Source organism: Bradyrhizobium sp., from assembly GCF_016462955.1.
GTDB lineage: Bacteria > Pseudomonadota > Alphaproteobacteria > Rhizobiales > Xanthobacteraceae > Bradyrhizobium.
In genome coordinates this window covers 1,964-22,770 of record NZ_JAEMSD010000047.1, presented here as the reverse complement: position 1 = coordinate 22,770, position 20,807 = coordinate 1,964, and the positions used below count along the sequence as shown (strand labels likewise).

The 20,807-nt window shown below is 64.2% G+C and carries 21 protein-coding genes and 2 pseudogenes; 10 read left to right on the top strand and 13 right to left on the bottom strand.

What is annotated here, in order from left to right; all coding sequences use genetic code 11:
* Positions 1-152: 152 nt before the first annotated feature.
* Positions 153-902, bottom strand: a pseudogene (locus JHD07_RS08075) (phosphatase PAP2 family protein); the annotation flags it as partial.
* A gap of 135 nt (positions 903-1,037) precedes the next feature.
* Here JHD07_RS08075 and JHD07_RS08070 point away from each other — a divergent pair.
* A complete protein-coding gene (locus tag JHD07_RS08070) occupies positions 1,038-1,637 on the top strand; it encodes a 2-hydroxychromene-2-carboxylate isomerase (RefSeq protein ID WP_006023433.1) in 600 nt (199 codons plus the stop codon).
* A gap of 99 nt (positions 1,638-1,736) precedes the next feature.
* Here JHD07_RS08070 and JHD07_RS08065 read toward each other — a convergent pair whose 3' ends face one another.
* The 5 genes from JHD07_RS08065 to JHD07_RS08045 all read right to left on the bottom strand — a co-directional run bounded on the left by JHD07_RS08065 (position 1,737) and on the right by JHD07_RS08045 (position 5,628).
* Positions 1,737-2,207 carry a hypothetical protein gene (locus JHD07_RS08065; protein ID WP_006023432.1) on the bottom strand — a complete coding sequence of 157 codons (471 nt, stop codon included), beginning with the start codon at positions 2,205-2,207 and terminating at the stop codon, positions 1,737-1,739.
* Between the two features lie 9 nt (positions 2,208-2,216).
* On the bottom strand, positions 2,217-2,621 hold the full coding sequence (locus JHD07_RS08060; RefSeq protein ID WP_291620789.1) for a hypothetical protein: 405 nt from the start codon (positions 2,619-2,621) through the stop codon (positions 2,217-2,219).
* A gap of 5 nt (positions 2,622-2,626) precedes the next feature.
* Positions 2,627-3,829 (bottom strand): 23S rRNA (adenine(2503)-C(2))-methyltransferase RlmN, encoded by a 1,203-nt coding sequence (gene rlmN, locus JHD07_RS08055; protein ID WP_291620787.1) that lies wholly within the window; start codon positions 3,827-3,829, stop codon positions 2,627-2,629.
* A 183-nt stretch (positions 3,830-4,012) separates the two neighbouring features.
* Positions 4,013-4,672 (bottom strand): invasion associated locus B family protein, encoded by a 660-nt coding sequence (locus tag JHD07_RS08050; protein WP_291620784.1) that lies wholly within the window; start codon positions 4,670-4,672, stop codon positions 4,013-4,015.
* Between the two features lie 116 nt (positions 4,673-4,788).
* Positions 4,789-5,628, bottom strand: a complete 840-nt coding sequence (locus JHD07_RS08045) for an SDR family oxidoreductase (RefSeq protein WP_291620782.1) — start codon at positions 5,626-5,628, stop codon at positions 4,789-4,791.
* Positions 5,629-5,865: 237 nt separating this feature from the next.
* On the opposite strand from JHD07_RS08045, the gene JHD07_RS08040 reads away from it, so the two are divergent.
* Positions 5,866-6,840 (top strand): NADPH:quinone oxidoreductase family protein, encoded by a 975-nt coding sequence (locus JHD07_RS08040; protein WP_291620780.1) that lies wholly within the window; start codon positions 5,866-5,868, stop codon positions 6,838-6,840.
* A 31-nt stretch (positions 6,841-6,871) separates the two neighbouring features.
* Here the strand turns inward: JHD07_RS08040 and JHD07_RS08035 are convergent, their stop codons facing one another.
* Both JHD07_RS08035 and JHD07_RS08030 read right to left on the bottom strand, forming a co-directional pair.
* A complete protein-coding gene (locus JHD07_RS08035; RefSeq protein ID WP_291620779.1) occupies positions 6,872-7,264 on the bottom strand; it encodes a YkvA family protein in 393 nt (130 codons plus the stop codon).
* Positions 7,265-7,392: 128 nt separating this feature from the next.
* Entirely contained in the window at positions 7,393-7,683 is a 291-nt protein-coding gene (locus JHD07_RS08030; protein WP_291620777.1) for a 4a-hydroxytetrahydrobiopterin dehydratase, read from the bottom strand.
* A 152-nt stretch (positions 7,684-7,835) separates the two neighbouring features.
* Here JHD07_RS08030 and JHD07_RS08025 point away from each other — a divergent pair, with 152 nt between their 5' ends.
* The gene (locus JHD07_RS08025) at positions 7,836-9,281 is read left to right on the top strand and encodes a TAXI family TRAP transporter solute-binding subunit (RefSeq protein ID WP_291620775.1); all 1,446 of its coding nucleotides are present in this window, start codon (positions 7,836-7,838) and stop codon (positions 9,279-9,281) included.
* Between the two features lie 205 nt (positions 9,282-9,486).
* Positions 9,487-11,028: an alkaline phosphatase D family protein gene (locus JHD07_RS08020; RefSeq protein WP_291620772.1), complete on the top strand. Its 1,542-nt coding sequence runs from the start codon at positions 9,487-9,489 to the stop codon at positions 11,026-11,028.
* A gap of 3 nt (positions 11,029-11,031) precedes the next feature.
* Here JHD07_RS08020 and JHD07_RS08015 read toward each other — a convergent pair whose 3' ends face one another.
* On the bottom strand, positions 11,032-11,409 hold the full coding sequence (locus JHD07_RS08015) for a response regulator (protein ID WP_291620770.1): 378 nt from the start codon (positions 11,407-11,409) through the stop codon (positions 11,032-11,034).
* 178 nt (positions 11,410-11,587) lie between these two features.
* On the opposite strand from JHD07_RS08015, the gene JHD07_RS08010 reads away from it, so the two are divergent.
* The 6 genes from JHD07_RS08010 (at position 11,588) to JHD07_RS07985 (ending at position 18,407) form a co-directional block, all read left to right on the top strand.
* Positions 11,588-12,352, top strand: coding sequence for a Crp/Fnr family transcriptional regulator (locus JHD07_RS08010; RefSeq protein WP_291620768.1), 765 nt, complete (start codon positions 11,588-11,590; stop codon positions 12,350-12,352).
* A gap of 91 nt (positions 12,353-12,443) precedes the next feature.
* On the top strand, positions 12,444-13,160 hold the full coding sequence (locus JHD07_RS08005) for a prolipoprotein diacylglyceryl transferase family protein (RefSeq protein WP_291620766.1): 717 nt from the start codon (positions 12,444-12,446) through the stop codon (positions 13,158-13,160).
* Positions 13,141-14,571: a radical SAM protein gene (locus JHD07_RS08000; protein ID WP_291620763.1), complete on the top strand. Its 1,431-nt coding sequence runs from the start codon at positions 13,141-13,143 to the stop codon at positions 14,569-14,571. The genes JHD07_RS08005 and JHD07_RS08000 overlap by 20 nt, the downstream gene beginning before the upstream one ends.
* Positions 14,568-14,840, top strand: a complete 273-nt coding sequence (locus tag JHD07_RS07995) for a hypothetical protein (RefSeq protein ID WP_291620761.1) — start codon at positions 14,568-14,570, stop codon at positions 14,838-14,840. Before JHD07_RS08000 ends, JHD07_RS07995 begins: the two co-directional genes overlap by 4 nt.
* Positions 14,841-15,097: 257 nt before the next feature.
* The gene (typA, locus tag JHD07_RS07990) at positions 15,098-16,924 is read left to right on the top strand and encodes a translational GTPase TypA (RefSeq protein ID WP_291620759.1); all 1,827 of its coding nucleotides are present in this window, start codon (positions 15,098-15,100) and stop codon (positions 16,922-16,924) included.
* A 226-nt stretch (positions 16,925-17,150) separates the two neighbouring features.
* Positions 17,151-18,407, top strand: a complete 1,257-nt coding sequence (locus JHD07_RS07985; protein WP_291620757.1) for an NAD(P)/FAD-dependent oxidoreductase — start codon at positions 17,151-17,153, stop codon at positions 18,405-18,407.
* Between the two features lie 4 nt (positions 18,408-18,411).
* Here JHD07_RS07985 and JHD07_RS07980 read toward each other — a convergent pair whose 3' ends face one another.
* The 4 genes and pseudogenes from JHD07_RS07980 to JHD07_RS07965 all read right to left on the bottom strand — a co-directional run.
* Positions 18,412-18,819 carry a thiol-disulfide oxidoreductase DCC family protein gene (locus tag JHD07_RS07980; protein WP_291620754.1) on the bottom strand — a complete coding sequence of 136 codons (408 nt, stop codon included), beginning with the start codon at positions 18,817-18,819 and terminating at the stop codon, positions 18,412-18,414.
* Positions 18,819-20,138 (bottom strand): SDR family oxidoreductase, encoded by a 1,320-nt coding sequence (locus tag JHD07_RS07975; RefSeq protein WP_291620752.1) that lies wholly within the window; start codon positions 20,136-20,138, stop codon positions 18,819-18,821. The genes JHD07_RS07980 and JHD07_RS07975 overlap by 1 nt, the downstream gene beginning before the upstream one ends.
* Positions 20,139-20,146: 8 nt before the next feature.
* Entirely contained in the window at positions 20,147-20,614 is a 468-nt protein-coding gene (locus JHD07_RS07970) for a DUF2269 domain-containing protein (protein ID WP_291620750.1), read from the bottom strand.
* A pseudogene (locus tag JHD07_RS07965) lies at positions 20,611-20,807 on the bottom strand (peptidase); the annotation flags it as partial. The pseudogene JHD07_RS07965 and the gene JHD07_RS07970, both read right to left, overlap by 4 nt.

Genomic DNA, 20,807 nt, shown 5'->3' with positions numbered 1-20,807 from the left:
AAGATGGATTGCCGGGTCAAGCCCGGCAATGACACTCCGGGAGCATCACGCGCTGACCGGCCTCTGACGCTCCGCGAGGGCCGCAGAACAGGCGCTCCGCCGTCCGCAGCGGTCTCCGCACCCGGCCTGATGCGCGGGGTCTCGCCGACGTCGCGGCCGAGGCGCTTCTGCCGCCAGCGATAGCCCGGCCATGCGAAGCGCGTCAGCCACGCGTCGATGCCGTAGTCGGTCAGCCGCGTCGACGGCCAGCGGTAGATGAAGGCATAAGCCAGCCAGATCACGATGAACGACACCGTGCCGGAGAACAGCACGTCGGTCAGAAAGTGGCCGCCGAAGGACATGCGAAGACCGCCGGTGAACACACCGAACGCAGTGGCCGCGACATAGGCCAGCGGACGCCACTGCGGCGGCGTCAACGCGGCGGGCGCATAGGTCCAGAATGCAGTCGCGCCCTCGCCGGAGAAGAACGAACAGTTCTTCGGGCATGCGCCGCGCGGGTCCCACCACGCCTTGAATTCAAGCGGCCCGTTGAACTCCGTCACCACCACCGGACGCGGACGGCCCCAGTAGCCCTTGAACACGATGTTCGACAGCACGATCGCCGAGAGCAACATCGTCACGATCAGAAACACCATGGCGCGGCCGGAGATCATCAGCGGCTTCACCGGACGGATCAGCTTGACGACCAGCGACACTAGCGCGGGCATCACCAGACCCCACGCAATCCACATCGCGCCGTCGCGGGCGATCGCGGCCCACGTGCTGGATTTCAGCGGAAAGCTTTTGGTCGTCGCGTCGTAGAAGAATGCGGCAACTTTCAGATCGAGTTCGGGATAGAGGCCGAACAGCAATCCGAAAACCACCGAGATCGCGAGCGCGATGTAGAGTCCGGTCCGGTTCATGGCGGGGGGTTTAGCCGAGCCGGCAGGGGAATAAAAGTGGCCACACGCCGCATTCCGGCGGCCTCCCCCGATCCGTGTTAAGCTTTAAAACAGCACTGCAAAAACATGCCTTCAAAGCGGGAGCCTCCCAGGACCATGCCCAAGCCCGTTCTGGATTTCTGGTTCGATTTCGCCTCGGTCTATTCGTTCCTGTCCGCGACACGCATTGCGCCGCTGGCCGATGCCGCAGGTGTTCAGGTGCGGTGGCGGCCGTTTCTGCTCGGGCCGATTTTCGCGACTCAAGGCATGACGGATTCCCCGTTCAATCTGTTTCCGTTGCGCGGCAAGCACATGATCCGCGACGTGAAGCGCAGCGCGGAGGAGATCGGCGTCGGCTTTCAGTGGCCGAGTGTATTTCCGCAATCGGCGGTGCTGGCGAGCCGCGTCGCACTGGTGGGATTGAAAGACACGTGGGGCGAGGATTTCAGCCGCGCGGTGTTTCACGCCGAATACGCCGAGAACCGCGTCATCTCTGAGCCAACCGTGATCGCCGACATCCTGACAAAAATCAAAGTGCCGGTGGATGCGACCTTCGCCAGCGCGCAGGCCGACGAGATCAAGACGGAGCTGCGCGAGCTGACGGCGGAAGCCCAGAGGCGCGAGTTCTTCGGTGCGCCGACATTCACCACGCAGGACGGTGAACTGTTCTGGGGCAACGATCGCCTCGAGCAGGCGCTGCGCTGGGCGAAGAAATAATTCCCGTCATTGCGAGCGAGGCGAAGCAATCCAGCTTCGGTATCAGTAAGATTGGATTGCTTCGTCGCTGCGCTCCTCGCAATGACGAACGAATCCGGCTTAACGCGGCAGGGGCGGCAACGGTGGCGGAGCCGGCGGCGACGTGCGCCACGCACCGGCATTGCGGCCAGCGATCATCCAGTAGATCACGCCGCCGAGAATCCCCGCGCCGACCATCACTTCGAGATGCCGGCGGATGATGCCGTTGAAGGTCATGTTCACGGTGTCGAACGGGATGAAGGCAAGATAGCAGCACAGGCCCGCGAGGCCGCCTGCGACAGCGTAGGCAAGAATGTGCCGGATCGAAAACGCTTCGGTGACCAGCGCCATGATCAGGGCCGGCATCAGCGCAAATCCGCTGACAAGGATGAAGCCGAATCCGAGAATGAGATTGATCGCGCCCTGATCGAAATCGAGCGATACGTCGCTCATCTCCGGAAAGAAGATCGCGTAGATCACCACCGCGCCCGCCACGAAACACGCAGCGAGAAATCCGAAGAAAATTGCGAACAGACGTCCGATCACTGCCATGGGGAGCGATCAATAACCGTATGGAACGGAGTTACGGCCTGCAACCAACCAGTAAACATAACCTGCTACTGCTCCTGAGGCTGGATAGATCAACAAATTGATTACATCCCAACCGACAACAACTCCTAAGCATAACAAAGCTACACCAACGCCAATTGATATGTAAGCCACCGAAGAGCGCAATCCTGCAAGCTCCGCGCTTATCGCAACAATCAGGCCGGGGATAATGGTAAAGAGCAACACGAACGGAGTGAGACCAAGCGTCGCTGGCAAAATGAACAGAAGCACTTTCGAACTGGTCTTCGGCTCAACAAGCATGATCATGACAACATGAAAAATAGCGATCGCAAGAGACGCGGCGAATAATGCGCAGACATAGGCCAGAAGAATACGGCCAAGCCTGTACGCTCTCACGACATTCAATCCGTCATTGCCATGGCGCGCAGCGCCTGACGTTCGCGTGCGGACAATTTCTCGGTCTCGGACTTGAGCTGTCCGCAGGCGGCGAGGATGTCGCGGCCGCGCGGGGTGCGCACCGGCGACGAATAGCCCGCGTTGAAAACATACTCGGAGAATTTTTCGATCTGCTCCCAGTCCGAGCATTCGTACTTGGTGCCGGGCCACGGATTGAACGGAATGAGATTGATCTTGGCCGGGATGCCCTTGAGCAGTTTCACCAGCAGCTTGGCGTCATCCAGCGAATCGTTGACGCCCTTCAGCATCACATACTCGAACGTGATCCGGCGCGAGTTCGACGAGCCGGGATAGGCGCGGCAGGCGTCCAGCAGTTCCTTGATCGGATACTTCTTGTTCAGCGGCACCAGTTCGTTGCGCAGTTCGTCACGCACCGCATGCAGCGAAATCGCCAGCATGACGCCGATTTCGTCGCCGGTGCGCGCGATGTTCGGCACCACGCCCGAGGTCGACAGCGTGATGCGGCGGCGGGAGATGCCGATGCCTTCGTTGTCGCCGACGATCAGGAGCGCATCGCGCACCGCGTCGAAATTGTAGAGCGGCTCGCCCATGCCCATCATCACGATGTTGGTGACGCGGCGCGTGCCGTCCTCGCGGTCGGCCCAGTCGTTGAGACGATCGCGCGCAACCATGATCTGGCCGACGATCTCGCCGGCGGTGAGGTTGCGCACCAGCCTCTGCGTGCCTGTATGACAGAAGGAGCAGTTGAGCGTGCAGCCGACCTGCGAGGAGACGCACAGCGTGCCGCGATCGGTCTCGGGAATGTAGACGCACTCGACTTCATGCGCCTTCTGGACGCTGTCGCCGCTCGGCAGCCGCAGCAGCCATTTGCGGGTGCCGTCGTTGGAGATCTGCTCGGCCACGACTTCGGGGCGGTCCACGGTGAAATGCTGGGCCAGGTCGGCGCGAATGCCCTTGGAGATCGAGGTCATCTCGTCAAAGCTCTGGGCGCCGCGGAAGTAGATCCAGTGCCAGAGCTGCTGAACGCGCATCTTGCGCTGGGCCGGGGCAACGCCGATCTCGCCGAGACGATCGGCAAGCTCGGTGCGCGACAGACCGATCAGCGACGGCTTCGCCGGCGGCACATAGGTTTCGAGCGGAGTTTTCTCCACCAGGGTTGCGTTGTGCGGCTCGGTCGTCGGTTGCATTGAATGGACCTAATGGCTTGGTCGTTCCGGGGCAGCGCGAAGAGCTGAACCCGGAACCTCGAGATTCCGGGTTCGATGCTGCGCATCGCCCCGGAATGACGGAGGAAATCTGGAACGGCCCCTATATAGCAACCGGAACCGCCGATTGCGACCTTATCGCCCGCAGTCTTAACGCCGACACTCTTACCGTCGGCAGTCCTGCGCGATCTTGTCGAGTGCCTGGGCGAGGCCCTTCAGCGAGAAGGTGTCGGTCGTCTCCGTGCCCTTGGCCGACACGCCCTTGACCACGAGATCGGCGGATTTGCGCATGGCTTCGACCATCCGCTCCTCCTCGGCCGCGTTCTTGATCCAGAGGCCGTCGCCCTGCGTGTACATGGCATAGGACGCGCCGCCGACCTCGACGACGGATTCCGAGCCCGGCTTCAGCGCGTAGCCGATCATCACCGAGACCTCGTTGTTGACCTTCTCGGCCGGCCGGCTGGAGACGAAGGCATAGGCGGGGTCTCGCGGCCGATTCGGCGGATTGGTCTTCGACGCCGAGGGCTTTGCCAGCGCGAAGCAGACCTTCTTGCCGTTCGGCGTGGCCGAATAGGCGCCCCAGGTGCCGAACTGCCCGATCAGGGTCGGCTCCGCGCCGCCCGCAACCGCAGCGGGCGGGGCTGCCGGTTTGCTCTCGGGCTTTGCAGCCGCCTTGGCAGTCGTATTGGCCGGTGCCGCAGCCTTTGGTGCAGACTCTTTTGCAGCAGCCTTGGGCGCCGGTTGCGCCGTCTGCGCCCGCGCGGAATCGGCGATTCCCCCGGCCATGACGCCAGTCATCAAAGCTAAAATCAGCACCCGCCACATGCTGGAGTGGTTCCCTCAATATTGTGACTGGAAGATGGCTCGGCCGCGCTTTGTCCACGGGCAGGGATAGCCGGGAAAGTCCAATTTGGGAAGGCAGTTAGCGGAATCGATAGCGGCTAGGCCCTGGATCGCGCGGCGCGTTGCTCGGCCCATTGCGCCTCGGTCCATCCGAGCAAATCCTCGGCGCCGGAACTGCGCAAATGCGCACCTCCGTCGATCGTCACCATCTCGCCATTGATGTAGCCGGCGCGGTCCGAGACCAGGAAGCTGGCGAGATCGGCAAGCTCGCCGTGCTCCCCGGTGCGCCCGAGCGGATTGCGCGCGGTCCAGCTGTCGTCGCGGCCTTCGGGGCGGAGCTGGCCCGTTGCGCCCGCCGTCGGGAACGGGCCCGGTGCGATCGCGACGGTGCGGATGCCCTTCGGCCCCCATTCCACCGCAAGGCTCTTGGTCATCGCCAGCAGCGCCGACTTCGCCATCGCCGACGGGACGGTGAAGGCGCGGCCGGTGATCGTCGAGGTCGAGAGAATCGACAACACGACGCCGCGGTGCCTGCCTTCGATCCAGCGCCGGCCGGCGGCGAGCGTGCAATACATCGCGCCATGCAGCGTGGGCGCGAGGATCGCATCGGCGGCGCGGAAGGAGAGGTGCTCGGTCTGTGCAATGAAGGTGGCCGCAGCATTGTTGACGAGGACGTCGAGCGGCGCATCGCGCCAGATCGTCTCCATCATGCCGTCGACCGCGGCGCCATCGCGAATGTCGCAGGCGATGGTGGTGACCTTGCCGCCGATTTGCTCGCGCATCTCGCTCGCGGTCGCTTCCAGCCGGTCGCGCGTGCGGCCGCAGATCACGAGCTCGGCGCCGAGCGCGAGAAAACGTCGGCCCATCGCGGCGCCGAGGCCGGAGCCGCCGCCGGTGACGAGAATGCGCTTGTGCGCGAGCAGGCTCGTTTCAAACATCGTTTGAATCCTCGCTATTGCCAGAGACTTCGTCGTTGCGCGCGCAGCGAGGCAATCCGGAGTCCGTGAGGCGGAAATAGTCTGGCCTGCTTCGCTGCGCTCCCACTGATGGGAGGATAGGCCGTGGCGCTGCTCAGGCAAAGAATCCGGATTGTCCGACCGAGCTAAATCCGGCAAAACCGGACCCAACTATAATTCCACTCGAAACGCTCAGTTACTTCTCAAGAAGGTGCCGCCATGAAAGCCATCCTCTGCTCGCAATATTGCCAGCCCGACGATCTCGTGCTCACCGAGGTGCCGGATCCGGTGGCGGGTCCCGGCGAAGCCGTGATTGCGATCAAGGCGGCGGCGCTGAACTTCTTCGACATCCTGATGATCCAGGGCAAGTACCAGATCAAGCCGCCGTTCCCGTTCTCGCCGGCCGCGGAAGTCGCGGGCGTGATCGAGAGCGTCGGCGCCGGCGTAACCGATCTGAAGGTCGGTGATCGCGTGGTCGCTTCCTGCGGTCACAACGGCGCGCGCGAGAAGATCGCGCTGCCGGCGGCCTCGATCGTGAAGATTCCCGACAATCTGGATTACGACCGTGCGGCCGGCATCATCATCATCTACGGCACCGCGCTGCATGCGCTGGAGGACCGCGCCAGCCCCAAGCCGGGCGAGACGCTCGCGGTGCTGGGCGCGGCCGGCGGCACCGGCCTTGCGGCTTGCGAACTCGGCAAGCTGATGGGCCTGAAGGTGATCGCCTGCGCCTCGTCCGAGGAGAAGCTGGAATTCGCCAAGGCGCATGGCGCCGAGCTGACGCTGAACTACGCCAAGGAAGACCTGAAGGAAGGCTTGCGCAAGCTCACCGGCGGCAAGGGCGTCGACATCATCTTCGATCCCGTGGGCGGTGCCTATGCCGAACAGGCGCTGCGCTCGATCGCCTGGGAGGGCCGCTTCCTTGTGATCGGCTTTGCCGCCGGCGACATTCCGAAGATGCCGCTGAACCTAGCGCTCTTGAAGGGCTGCGACATTCGCGGCGTGTTCTGGGGCGCATGGACGAGGCAGAATCCGGAGAAGAACCGCGCCAATCTCGAGAAGCTCGTGAAGTGGACCGCGGAAGGCAAGATCTCGTCGCATGTCGACCGCACCTTCCCGCTGGCGCAGACGGCGGACGCGTTGAAGGTGCTGGCGGGACGCCAGGCCATGGGCAAGGTGATCCTGCATCCGTGAGAGCTGATGCAGGTGGCTGAGGTCGAGTTGGCTACGCGACTTCTGCTTTGCCGGCGGCCTCATCCACGCCGCGCTTCAGCGCGGCGCGGGCGGCCTCGCGATGTTCGTTCGTGATGTGGCCGGCGACCATGCGGATGGCGGTCGCGAGCACGGCGGCGTCGTCGGCGAAACCCAGCACCGGCATCACGTCGGCGACGAAGTCGAACGGCAGGACGAAATAGGCGATGGCCCCGAGCAGCGAGGCCTGGACGTGGCGCGGCGTCTGCCGGTCGAATGCGCAGTAGTACGCGGCGAGCAGGTCTTCCGTGAACGGCAGGCGCGCGGCGACGCGCTTCAGCTTGCGCCAGAAGCGGCGGCGTACGCTCTCGCGATCCTCCGCGAGCCGATCGGCCGGCTCGAAGCCGACGCTGTGCTCGGCAGCCATGCTCAAAACTCCCGTTCGTCCGCAGCGGCGCACCGCCGCATCTCCTCTTGATCACAAGATGGGGATGAGGCCTCGTGCTGCAAGATGTCCGTCTCGTGTCAGGTCGCCCGTGTCACGTCTCGCCCGTGTCACGTCGCGATGGCGTTCATCGCCTTGGCCAGATCGATGTCGAGCGTGGTGACGCCGCCGGAATCGTGGGTGGACAGCACCACCTCCACCGTCTTGTAGACGTTGCGCCATTCCGGATGGTGATCCATCTTCTCGGCGACCAGTGCGATCCGGGTCATGAAGCCGAACGCCTCGTTGAAATCCCTGAAGACAAAGGTTTTCCCGATAGCGTCGCGGCCCTGAACCTCGGTCCAGCCCGATAGTCCGCCCAGCGCCTCCTCGCGCGCCTCAGCCGTCAGCCGTTCTGCCATGGTCCTCTCCCTCGTTCAGGGGAACTTTACCCTAACACCTCGCCTACGACCCGGGTTCATACGGGATTTCGGTCATCCGCTAACCATGACGGAGATGTAATCCCGCCGCACAAGAAATTTGCTACAATTGCACGCGTAAATCGCCGGCCAAGATGAAACTGAGCCTGAAGCGCCTGTTTGGGAGATCGATGACCGGGGGACTGGACCTGGCCGAAGCGCCCCCTCCGCCTTCGCCGCGATCCGCGGCGCGGAAGACGGCGCTCGTGTCTCTGGCGTTCCTGCTTGCGATCGTCGGCGTGGTCGCCGCCAGCTATTACTTCGCGATGCGTCCCGTGACGCTCAGAATCGCGGTCGGCCCCGCCAACAGCGACGACGTCAAGGTCGTGCAGGCGCTGACGCAAGGCTTTGCGCAACACAAGAGCTACGTGCGGCTGCGCCCGATCCAGACCGACGGCGCGACTGCCAGCGCCACTGCGCTCGCGGAAGGCAAGGTCGATCTCGCCATCGTTCGCGGTGATCTCGACGTGCCGAAGAACGCACAGGCGGTCGCGACCCTGCGCAAGAACGTCGTGGTGCTGTGGTCCGTGCCCGCCAAAGGCAGGAAGAAGGGCGCGAAGATCACCAGGATCGCTCAGCTCGCCGGTCATCGCGTCGGCGTGGTCGGCCGCACCCAGGCCAACGTCAATCTGCTCAAGGTGATTCTGCAGCAATACGGTGTCGACCCCGCCAAGGTCGAGATCGTGCAATTTCCGGCCAACGAAGTTGCCGAGGCGATCAAGGGCCAGAAGGCCGACGTCTATCTCGCGGCCGGCCCGGTCAACAGCAAGATCACGGCGGATGCGATCGCCGCAACCACCAAGGATTTCGGCGCGCCCAGCTTCATTGCGATCGATTCGGCGGATGCGATCGCGCAGAACCATCCGATCTACGAAGCGTCCGAGATTCCCGCCGGCGCCTATGGCGGCTCGCCTGCCCGGCCCGAGGAGGAAATCAAGACCATCAGCTTCGCGCACCACATCGTGGCGCGCAAAGGCGTCGCCGAGGCCGAAATCGCAGCGTTCACGCGTCAGCTGTTCGCCGTGCGCCAGCAACTGGTGGCGGAATTCCCGCTGGCGGCCAAGATCGAAACGCCCGACACCGACAAGGATGCGGTGATCCCGGTGCACCCGGGTGCGGCCGCCTTCGTCGACGGCGAGGAGAAGACCTTCCTCGACAAATACAGCGATTACATCTGGTGGAGCCTGATGGCGCTGTCCGCCATGGGCTCGATCGGCGCCTGGTTCGCGGGCTATCTGAAAAAGGACGAGCGCGACAACAGCAATCACCAGCGCGAACGCCTGCTCGACATGATCGCCGCGGCACGCAAATGCGAGACGACCGAAGAGCTCGACCAGATGCAGACCGAGGCCGACGAGATCCTGCGCGACACGCTGCGCTGCTTCGATCACGGCGCGATCGAGGAAGCCGCGCTCACCGCCTTCAACATCGCACTCGACCAGTTCCACGCCGCCGTCGCCGACCGCAAGGCCGTGCTGTTCAGCCTGCCGCCGAACCTGCAGCGCGCCAGCGCGCAATTCCGGGCCGCCGGCACCGCGTGAGCGCCCGCGCACGTTATCGCTGCGTCACATTGTCTCAATATAGCCTCCTCGTCATTCCGGGGCGCGCGTAGCGCGAACCCGGAATCCATCGCGCCGCATTCACGAGGAGACACGGATTCTCAGGTGCGCAATTGCGCACCACAGCTCGCGCTACGCGCGCCCCGGAATGACCGCCTCTCCCGTAAGCTCGGAGTCAGAGCCACTCATGCACATCACGTTCTCCCGCCGCCGCTTCCTCGCCGCCGGCGCCGGCGCGCTCGGCACGATCGCGATGCCCTACCTGTCGCGCGCGGCCGACCGGCCGGCGGTCACGCATGGCGTGCAGTCGGGCGACGTTACGGCCAGCGGCGGCGTGGTGTGGGCGCGGACCGACCGGCCCGCACAGATGCTGGTCGAAGTGGCGACGACCGAATCCTTCAGAGACGCCCGCGCGCTGCCGCCGGTCGCGGCGCTGCCCGAGAGCGACTTCACCGCGAAGATGCTGGTCGACAATCTTCCGGCCGGCCAGGACATCTTCTACCGGATCCGCTTCCGCGATCTCTCGCACAGCGCGATCCAAGGCGAAGCTGTGACCGGCCGCTTCCGCACCGCGCCGGCCGACCGCCGCGACGTCAGCTTCGTATGGGGCGGCGACGTCGCAGGGCAAGGCTGGGGCATCAACCCCGACGACGGCGGCATGGTCACCTTCGCGGCGATGCGCAAGCACCGGCCGGATTTCTTCCTGCACTCCGGCGACACCATCTATGCCGACGGTCCGATCCAATCCGAGGTGAAGCTCGCCGACGGCAAGGTCTGGAAGAACCTGACCATTCCCGAGAAGGCCAAGGTCGCCGAGACGCTGGACGAGTTTCGCGCCGCGCATAAATACAATCTCACCGACGACAACCTCCGCGCCTTCAATGCGGAGGTACCGATCTTCGTGCAGTGGGACGACCACGAAGTCACCAACAACTGGTCGCCGTCGAAGGAGCTGCCGGCCGCCTACAAGGTGCGCGATGTCGCGCTGCTCGCCGCGCGCGGCGCCCGCGCCTTTCACGAGATGTATCCGATGCGGGAGAGCATCAACGAGCCCGGCCGCGTCTATCGCCAGATCTCCTACGGCCCGCATCTCGACGTATTCGTACTGGACGAGCGCAGCTATCGCGGGGCGAACGGCGCCAATCTCGAAACCGCTTACGGCCCTGCCAGCCATTTCCTCGGCCCGGACCAGATCGCCTGGCTCAAGCGCGGCCTGTTGAACTCGCGCGCGACATGGAAGGTGATCGCCTCAGATATGCCGATCAGCCTGATCGTCTCGGACACGCCAAAGGGCGGTTCGGAGGCCGTCGCGCAAGGCGACGGCCCGGTGCGCGGACGCGAGTTCGAGATCGCCGACATCCTGCGCTTCATCAAGATTGCGCCGGTCCGCAACACCGTGTGGCTGACCGCGGACGTGCACTACGCCGCTGCGCATTATTACGATCCGAACAAGGCGCAATTCCAGGAGTTCGAGCCGTTCTGGGAATTCGTCTCAGGGCCCTTGCACGCCGGCACGTTCGGCCCGAACACGCTCGACAACACCTTTGGCCCCGAGGTGCGCTTCGTCAAGGCGCCCGGCAAGGACAGCCAGAACCTGCCGCCCTCGGCGGGCATGCAGTTCTTCGGTCACGTCAAGATCGATGGCGCGTCCGGCCGGATGACGGTGACCCTGCGCGACCGTGCCGACGTCGCGCTGTGGTCGATCACGCTCGATCCGAGCCACGGCTGATCGTTAAGCGGCACCCCGTGCCTGGAGCGCTGCTTCCAGCGCGTCGCTGGAACACGGCTTCTGCAACCGGGGTTGGCCGGCCAATGCGGGCGGAATGCGCGCCTCGGCGCCGTAGCCGGTGACGAACACGAACGGCACCTTCAGCGCGACCAGCCGTTCGGCGATCGCAAAGCTTGTCTCGCGGATCAACTCGACATCGAGCAGCGCGAAGTCGGGCGTGCGCTTCGCGATGGCTTCCAGTGCCTTCGTCACCGACCCGACGGTGCGCACACCGGCAACCCCGAATCCGAGGAGGCGGTCCTCGAAATCGATGGCGATGATCGGGTCGTCCTCGACGATGAGAACGTCTTCCGGCGCGCCATTGGAATGAGCGGGTGCCATGATCGCATCTTTGCTAGGGGTTTCGTATTGGGGCGCCGGACCCCGATACCAGCGCCTAGCGCGCATCGGAGGGTTCCTGGAACGAAACTCACCACAGGAACGTTCCTGGGTCTGTCCACTTGTGCACACAGGGGGCGGATGGAACTCGCTAATGTGGGAGGAAGGACGGGGGTTCAGAATGGATGTGCGAATCGGCAAGGTCACCGAGGTCGAGAGCCGGCCGGCCAACAATCTGCTGAGGCGTCTGAGCCAGGCCGACTACGCCCTGCTGGCGCCGTACGTAACCGTCGAGGACGGGGCAGCGGGCCATTTGCTCTACAATCCCGGCGATGACGTGCAGGTCGTCCACTTCCCCTGCGGGCCGTCGCTCGCGACATTCCTCGTCCCCAACGAGGACGGCCGCGACGTCGAGACCATTCTGGTCGGCCGCGAGGGCGCGGTCGGCGGCATCGTCAGCGAGGGATTTCTGCCGGCCTATACCCGCATCTGCGTGAAGTTCGGTGGGCCGTTTGCGCGCATTCATGTCGCCAAGCTCGAAGCGGCCAAGCTGCGATCATCTTCGCTGCGCAATATCTTCGCCCGCTACGCCGATTGCATGCTGGCCCAGATCTTCCAGTCGACGGCGTGCAATGCCATTCACTCGATCGAACAGCGCACCGCCAAATGGATCCTGGCGGCGATGGAGCGCACCGGCGACGAGAGCAGCGTGCCGCTGACCCACGAACAGCTCGCAACATTGCTCGGGGTCGGCCGCAGCTATGCCAGCCGCGTGCTCCAGTCGTTCAAGGCTGAAGGCGTGCTCGACACGCGGCGCGGATCGATCCTGGTCCGCAACCGCGACGGTCTCAAGCTGCGCGCCTGCCTGTGCAACGACGCCGTGAAGCTGCATTTCGAGGAGGTGCTGCGCGGCGTCTACCCGGCCGAGGAGCGGGAGGCGGGATAAGGCGCAGTCTGCTCTTTCTTCTCCCCTTGCGGGAGAACGAGGTATAGGCATCGCGCTTTCCTGAACGTAACCGTGCTATGCTCTCCCCCTGATGAGCGGGGCTTTGCTTCATACCCTCTTCGACGTCTTGGCGTGGCTGGCGGCTGCTGCTGCCATCTTCTGGCTGTCGCGACGGGGCCTGCGGTTTCCCTCGCAATCCTTCGAACTGCCCTACATCGCCGCGCTAGTGTTCGGGGCCGGTAGCGGCGCCTATCTGTTTGGCTCGGCCAATCTGTGGCTGTCGGGCCAAAGCGGCATTGCGCGATCGGTCGAGGGCGCGCTGGCCGGCGGCATCTTGGCGATCGAACTCTACAAATGGTCCGCCGGCATCTCCTTGCGCACGGGGGCACGGTTCGCCCTGCCGCTGGCCGTGGGCATCGCGATCGGCCGGATCGGCTGCTATTTCGCAGGTCTCGACGACTTCACCTATGGTACGCCGACGGCGTTGCCCGTGGGCCATGATTTCGGCGACGGCGTTCGCCGCCATCCCGTGCAGCTTTACGAGAGCGCGGCCATGGCCCTGTTCGCGCTCGCTTATGTCGTGGCGGTGTTGAACCGGAACGCCTTTGCGATCACCAATGGTTTCTACCTGGTGCTCGCCTATTACGGAGCTCAACGCTTCCTGTGGGAATTCCTCAAGCCGTACGCCACGCTAATCGGCCCGCTCACCCTGTTTCACCTGCTGTCGCTGTCCATCCTGCTCTATGCCGCATTCATGCTGGCGACGGCGTCCAAAGCGAGATCCCTGCATGAACGCGCCGTTGCGTAAGTCGCGTCCCTATATCTTCTGGGGTCAGACACAATCCCTCTGCGAAACCTGCCTCAAGCTGGTGCCGACCAAGATCCAGATCCAGGACAACGAGGTCTGGTACGAAAAGCGCTGCGGGGAGCATGGCGTGCAGTCGACGCTCGTCTCGACGGATGCCGCCTATTGGCGCCTGTGCAAGGACTTCATCAAGCCGGGCGACCGGCCGCTGCAATTCCAGCGGCGCACGGAATTCGGGTGCCCCTATGATTGTGGCCTCTGTCCCGACCACGAGCAGCATTCTTGCCTCGCGCTGATCGAGATCACCGAGCACTGCAATCTCACCTGTCCGGTCTGCTTCGCCGAATCCTCCCCGGCACGAACGAAATTCACGCCCCTCGCAACGGTGGAGAAGATGCTCGACGCGCTGGTGGCGAGCGAAGGCGAGCCCGATCTCGTGCAGATATCCGGCGGCGAGCCGACGTTGCATCCGGATTTCTTCGCGATCCTGGACGCCGTGCGCGCGCGGCCGATCCGACATGTCATGATCAACACCAACGGCCTTCGCATCGCGCGTGAGAAGGATTTCGTGGCGCGGCTTGCCGAGACCAGGCGCGGGCTGGAGGTCTATCTCCAGTTCGACTCGCTCCAGCGCGACGCCCTGATCGATCTGCGCGGCGCGGATTTGCGAAAAATCCGCCAGCAGGCGCTGGAAAATCTCGAGCATTATGGCGTGTCGACAACGCTGGTCGCGACCATCAAGCGCGGCGTCAACGACGCCGAGATCGGCGATATCGTGCGTCACGCGCTGACCTGGACATGTGTGCGCGGCGTCACGCTGCAGCCGGTGCAGGACGCCGGCCGCAACGAGAATTTCGACAAGACCACCGACCGCATCATGCTGTCGGAGATCCGCAACCGCGTCGTCGAGACCGGCGTGTTCGGCGACAAGGACATGATCCCGCTGCCCTGCAATCCCGAGAGCATCTCGATCGGCTATGGCCTGCGCAACGGTGAGAAGGTGCTGCCGCTGACCTCACTGATCCCGCAGGAGCAACTCGTTGCGGTGATGCCCAACACGATCAGCCCGGAGAAATATCCGGTGTTGCGGGAGAAAGTCGTCGATCTGTTCTCGCTGTCGTCGGGCCCGCTCAACACCTCCGAGCGCGTCTGCGAACTGCTGTGCTGCCTGCCGAGCTTCGAGGTGCCGCAGGGCCTCACTTACGAGAACGTCTTCCGCGTCACCATCGTGCAGTTCCTCGACCGCTTCAATTTCTGCGTCGGCAACGTCAAGCGCAGCTGCATCCATTTCGTGACGGAGCAGGGCGCGATCATTCCGTTCGACACCTACAATCTCTTTTATCGCAACGGACAGATCGACGGCATCCGCGCCGGGCTGGCCGCGCCGGCGCGCGAGGGAGTCCTTCAGGCATGAGCATCAGCGACACACCGCCGCCGGCGCCACCGGCCGCGCCGCCTCCCGCCCCGACGGACAAGCGCGGCGGGTGCCTGACCGCGCTGATGGCGATCTTCGGCATCTTCATGTTGCTGCCGGGTCTCTGCGCACTGCTGTTCGGCGGCATGTCGGTGGTCGAGGACGGCAAGATTGCCGGCGATATCGCTCCGCTGGTTTTTCTGGGGATCGTCGTGGGCATCGGGGGCGTCGCCCTGATCTGGGCGGCCATCAAGGGCCGCCGCAGCTAAGTCCGGCTTTCCGCCTAACCTCCGGAAACTCCCGGATAAAATTCAGTCAACCAACGGCCAAAGAACACATTGTTTTTTGGCCGTTTTTGCATATATTGCGCCGCAACGCGCAGGGCGCCCGGTCTGATATGGCCGGGCTTCCTTTTTGGGCGGAAAGCGCCCCGTTTCCAGTCTTCCAGCGTTGTTTCGAGAAGAGGTCCCGGTCCGACCGGCGAGATCGCGCTTAACCCATTGTTCGACCGCAAAGAAGCTCACTCATGAATCTTCGTAACGTTGCCATCATCGCCCACGTCGACCACGGCAAGACAACCCTGGTCGACAAGCTCCTCCAGCAGTCCGGCACGTTCCGCGAAAACCAGAAGCTGACGGATCGCGCCATGGACTCCAACGACCTGGAGCGCGAGCGCGGCATCACCATCTTGGCCAAGGCCGCCTCGGTGCAGTGGAAGGACACCCGCATCAACATCGTCGACACGCCCGGCCACGCCGATTTCGGCGGCGAGGTCGAGCGCATCCTCAACATGGTGGACGGCGCCCTGGTGCTGGTCGACGCCGCCGAAGGCCCGCTGCCGCAGACCAAGTTCGTGGTCTCCAAGGCGCTCAAGGTCGGTCTCAAGCCGATCGTCGTCATCAACAAGGTCGACCGTCCCGACGCGCGCCCGACCGAAGTCATCAACGAGGTGTTCGACCTGTTCGCCGCCCTCGACGCCACCGACGAGCAGCTCGACTTCCCGATCCTCTACGGGTCGGCCAAGCAGGGCTGGATGGCCGAGAGCCCGGAAGGTCCGAAGGACAAGGGCATGGAGCCGCTGTTCGACCTGATCCTGCGCCACGTCGCGGCGCCCAAGGTCGAGGAAGGTCCGTTCCGGATGATCGGCACCATCCTGGAGGCCAACCCCTATCTCGGCCGCATCATCACCGGCCGTATCTCGTCGGGCGTGCTGAAGCCGAACCAGCAGGTCAAGGTGCTGAACGCCGAGGGCAAGCTGGTCGAGTCCGGACGCATCACCAAGATCCTGGCGTTCCGTGGCCTCGAGCGCACGCCGCTCGATGAAGCCGAAGCCGGCGACATCGTTGCCATTGCCGGCCTGACCAAGGGGACCGTCGCCGACACATTCTGCGATCCGACCGTCGAGGTGCCGCTGCCGGCGCAGCCGATCGATCCGCCGACAGTGTCGATGTCGTTCATCGTGAACAACTCCCCGCTCGCCGGCACCGAAGGCGACAAGGTGACGAGCCGCATGATCCGCGACCGCCTGCTGCGCGAGGCGGAAGGCAATGTCGCGCTGCGCGTGGTCGAGGCCGCCGACAAGGACGCGATGGAAGTCTCGGGCCGCGGCGAATTGCAGCTCGCGATCCTGATCGAGACCATGCGCCGTGAAGGCTTCGAGCTCTCGGTGTCGCGTCCGCGCGTCGTCTACCAGAAGGACGAGGCCACCGGAGCCACGATGGAGCCGATCGAGGAGGTCGTGATCGACGTCGACGAGGAGCACTCCGGCGTGGTCGTGCAGAAGATGAGCGAGCGCAAGTCCGAGCTGATCGAGATGAAGCCCTCCGGCGGCAACCGCCAGCGCCTGGTGTTCTACGCGCCCACCCGCGGCCTGATCGGCTACCAGGGCGAACTCCTCACCGACACCCGCGGCACGGCGATCATGAACCGCCTGTTCCACGGCTATGCCCCGTACAAGGGCGAGATCCAGGGCCGCCGCAACGGCGTGCTGATCTCGAACGATCAGGGCGAAGCGGTGGCCTACGCCATGTTCAAGCTGGAAGACCGCGGCCCGATGATGATCGAGCCGGGCTGGAAGGTCTACAAGGGCATGATCGTCGGCGAGCACACCCGCGACAACGATCTCGAAATCAACGTGCTCAAGGGCAAGCAGCTGACCAACATCCGCACGACCTCGAAGGACGAAGCCGTGCGCCTGACCCCGCCGATCCGCATGACGCTGGAGAAGGCGCTCGCCTATATCGAGGACGACGAGCTGGTCGAGGTCACCCCGAAGTCGATCCGCCTGCGCAAGAAGCACCTCGACCCGAACGAGCGCAAGCGCGCCGAAAAGGCCAAGGAAGCGGTGGCGTAAGCCGCCGCTCTCACTCACTGTCATGCCCCGGCTCGACCGGGGCATCCAGCACTGTAGCGTAGGGTGGGCAAAGCGCAGCGTGCCCACCATTTCTATCGTAATCGCCAAAACAGGTGGCACCAGCGCAAGGGTGCTGTGCCTCCCGACGAACTTAGTCCCGGACCGGATAGGAACACGATCGCGTGGGCAGCTTTAGCCCCTGCGGGGAACGTGCTAGAGCCGGACCATGAGTTCCCTTCCTTCCTTCGTCGATGTCGCGATCATCGGAGCCGGCGCGGCCGGGCTGGGCGCTGCGCATGCGCTGAAGGACACAGGACTCTCCGCCATCGTGCTTGAAGCGCGCGATCGCCTCGGCGGCCGCGCATGGACGGTGCAGGCCTCGCCTGAGGTGACATTCGATGTCGGCTGCGGCTGGCTTCACTCGGCCGACAAGAATTCTTTCGTCGCAATCGCCAAGCGGCTCGGTTTCGAGATCAACACGGACCTGCCGCCCTGGGGCGACCGCGCCTTTGGCGATGCGTTTCCGGAAGCCGAGCGCAAGGCGTTCGTGCAGGCCATCGACGAATTCTACGAGCGCATCTGGGAGGCGGCGGAGCAGGGTGAGGATGCACCTGCCTCCTTCTATCTCGAGCCGGGCAATCGCTGGAATCCGATGATCGACGCGATCTCGACCTACGTGAACGGGTGCGAGCTCGACCAAGTCTCGCTCCTCGACATGGAGGCCTACGAGGACACCTATTTCAATTGGCGCGTGCGCGCCGGTTACGGGACGCTGATCGCCGCCTATGGCGCGCCGTGCCCGGTCGCACTGAACTGCAACGTCACGCTGATCGACCATTCCGGCAAGCGCATCCGCCTCGAGACGTCGCGCGGAACGGTCGAGGCCGAGGCCGTGATCGTCACCGTGCCGACCAATCTGATCGCCGACGAGGCCATCCGCTTCTCTCCGGCGCTGCCCGTCAAGGTCGATGCCGCGCGCGGCCTGCCGCTCGGCGTCGACGACAAGGTGACGCTGGCGCTCGACGGCGCCGAAGCCTTTCCGGTCGAGGGAAACCTCCGTGGCGCCACCATGCGCACGGAGATGGGCACCTACCACATCCGTCCCTTCGGCCAGCCCTGCATCGACGGCTTCTTCGGAGGCCGGTTCGCGCGCGAGCTGGAAGATGCGGGCGAGGGTGCCTTCGCCGCCCAGAGCATCGACGAGATCGCCGCCTTCCTCGGCAATGACATCAGGCGCAAGCTGAGGCCGTTGCGCGAATCGCGCTGGGCGCACGATCCGTTCGCCCGCGGCTCCTATTCGCACGCGCTGCCGGGCCATGCCGGTGATCGCGCCGTGCTGGCCGCGCCGGTCGACGGCCGGCTGTTCTTTGCCGGCGAGGCCACATCGCCGAATTTCTTCTCGACCGCCCATGGCGCGAGAGACAGCGGCGAGCGGGCGGCGAAGGAAGCTTTGGTCGTCCTGGGCACGGCGCGCCCGCGATGACGCGCTACTCGATCACCCGCGCCCGCAGATCAGCATCAGGCACAAAGCACGCATCGTACCTGCCAAAGATGCGATAGCGGTTGCGCGCGACGAGGCCGTAGACCGCGTCCCGCAGCGGCTTCGGGATCGCGAACAGGGCGCGCACCCAGCCCCAGCGCGGCAAAAGCGACAGCACGGTCAACGCGGCATCCGACTTTGTGAAGACCTTGCCGTCATGAACCACCGCGTTGGTGTCGGGATCATCGGGATCGATGCCGAATGCGATTGCCAACCGCGTTCCATAGTCCGACTGGATCGGCGTGAAACGAAACCTCTTCCCGATGTCGCGTTTCGCAACGAACCGGACCCAGCGCGAGCAGAAGATGCAGACGCCGTCGAACAGGATCACGTCGTCGTCGGGCCATTTGCTCATCAGCGGTTGTCCAGCATCAGGAGCGCGACGACCATCAGCACGATCGCCGGTCCCGTCTTCACCAGCGCGCCGAGCGGCTCGACCCACAGGTCGGGCGTCAGGATCGCCGCGCCCACCATATAGCCGAGCGAGGCGGCGATGCCCGCAACCAACCCAAAGGCAGCGGTACGCCGGAAGGCGATCAGGAGACCGATGCTCATGTCCATCAGGCTGGTGCCGATGGTGATGGGATCGACCAGCGCAGGCGGGAAGTTATGCGCGCTCAAGATGGCCGCGGCGGCCGGATAGGACACGAACAGTGCGATGAAGCCGGAGAAGAGCCAGAAACCGACCAGGCTCGCGAAGATCAGGGCCTTGATCAGAAACAGGCGCGCGAACCATTTGTCCTGGATGGTGGCGGGATGGCGCCCGAGCACATCAGTCAGCTTCTTCGGCGTGATCCCCGTCGCAGCGATCCATGCGGAGGGATCGCCCGCCACGCCGCGACGGAGTTCGGCGATGGCCGTCGAGCGCATCGGCGGCATCCAGCCGAGACGATTGGCAAGGTCCCCGAGACGTGCGCCTAGATCGAGCATGAAAGCCGGCATCCCGATGCGAGGCCATCCTTCGGTGCCAAATGCGACACGAAATGTCTTGATGACCCCGGCCATGCTAACCGGTCCGGCTTGTATAAGGTCCCAGCTCACCGCTGTCAGCGAGGCGTCGTCGATGTCGCGTGCTGCGAGCCAGGCGATGGTCGCGGAGATATCCTCGATCGCCACCGGTTGGAATGGCGTTGCCATTTCTCTTGCCGGTAAATCGATGGGGAAGGCAGCAAGGGCGCGGAGCATGGCGCTGCCGCCATAGGCCGATGGCGCAACCACGAAGCCGGGTCGCAGGATCGCATGAGGAATGCCACTGGCTGCGATCAGGTGCTCGGCCTCGCGCTTGGTCGTGGCGAACGTGGTGCGATCGGTCTCAGCGGTACCCGGAATCGATATGTGCACCAACCGGATTGCACGACGGCTGTGGCTGATCGCCTGAAGTAGCCGTGCGACGAAGTCGCGATGCACAGCGCCCGTGTTGCTGCCCGGTCCGTCCTGGAGCACGCCGAGGCAGTTCACGACGACGTTTACCGCATGCTCGTCGAGGATGCCCTTCAACGCGGCAGCATCCAGCGAAAGGATCGGCAGCTCCAGGTCCAGCGCGCTCATCCTCTGCGCCGCAGACAGCCTGCGTGCTATGCCGACAACGCGAAAGCCGCGTTCGCGCAGATCATCGGTGAGGAAGCGGCCGATCAGGCCGGAGGCGCCGAGCACCAGGATGGTTTGCTCACTCATCGCTTCTCTCAGAACGGTTTTGCGATCATCAGCCACAGGATCAGCATGGTTGCCCCAAAGCCGGGGAAGCCGAATACAAACCATCGGCGGAACAGGACGAAATAGCGTTGTGGGAGCGTACCATGCTGGGCGGCGGCCTTGCGTGCGAGATCGCGCATCTCGATCTGCATGTAGACGACCGGGATCCAGAACAGGCCTGCAAAGACATAGAGCGCGAGCGATGTGAGCAGCCAGTGTTCGGTGATCGACGTGGCGGAGAGGGCCATCAGCAGCCCCCCCGTGATCGGCTGCAGGATCACAGCCGACAGCGTGAACATCGCATCCGCAATCACGACGACCGAGGCGGTTCGGGCGATGAACGCCACGTCGGCCGTGCGATGCGCCATCAGCATGAAGAAGGCGATGCCGGTTCCTGTGCCGAGGATGACGATGGCGCCGAGCACATGAAGAAACTTGACCAGGAAATACAGCGTCATGGCTTCTTGGTCGCCACAGGCTTGGGCGGATTCAGGGACCGCGCGAGCTCGCTGCTTGCGGCTTTTACCCCGGCGTCGGTTTCGATCATCCAGTGGCCCTCGCTGCCGATAGCCGGCAGCGCGTGAAAGTCGGCCTTGCCGCCGCTGCCGCGGAACGCATCAACCAGTCTCTGCGAGAAGGCCGGCGTGAAAT